General features: G+C 55.5%; 1 rRNA gene. It reads left to right on the forward strand.

The window, feature by feature from the left end:
- Window positions 1–517 (forward strand): 16S ribosomal RNA (locus tag B5F35_RS18315); the annotation flags it as partial.
- Window positions 518–546: the final 29 nt, after the last annotated feature.

Raw genomic sequence — 546 nt, forward strand, 5'->3', positions numbered from 1 at the left:
AGGTGCCCTTCGGGGAAAGTTGAGACAGGTGGTGCATGGTTGTCGTCAGCTCGTGTCGTGAGATGTTGGGTTAAGTCCCGCAACGAGCGCAACCCTTGTGATTAGTTGCTACGCAAGAGCACTCTAATCAGACTGCCGTTGACAAAACGGAGGAAGGTGGGGACGACGTCAAATCATCATGCCCCTTATGACCTGGGCCACACACGTACTACAATGGCCGTCAACAGAGAGAAGCAAGACCGCGAGGTGGAGCAAAACTCTAAAAACGGTCCCAGTTCGGATTGCAGGCTGCAACCCGCCTGCATGAAGTTGGAATTGCTAGTAATCGCGGATCAGCATGCCGCGGTGAATACGTTCCCGGGCCTTGTACACACCGCCCGTCACACCATGGGAGCCGGTAATACCCGAAGTCAGTAGCCTAACCGCAAGGGGGGCGCTGCCGAAGGTAGGATTGGCGACTGGGGTGAAGTCGTAACAAGGTAGCCGTATCGGAAGGTGCGGCTGGATCACCTCCTTTCTATGGAGACATGACCGGATGAAACAGGC

Source organism: Anaeromassilibacillus sp. An200 (assembly GCF_002160025.1).
GTDB classification, from domain to species: Bacteria; Bacillota; Clostridia; order Oscillospirales; family Acutalibacteraceae; genus Caccousia; species Caccousia stercoris.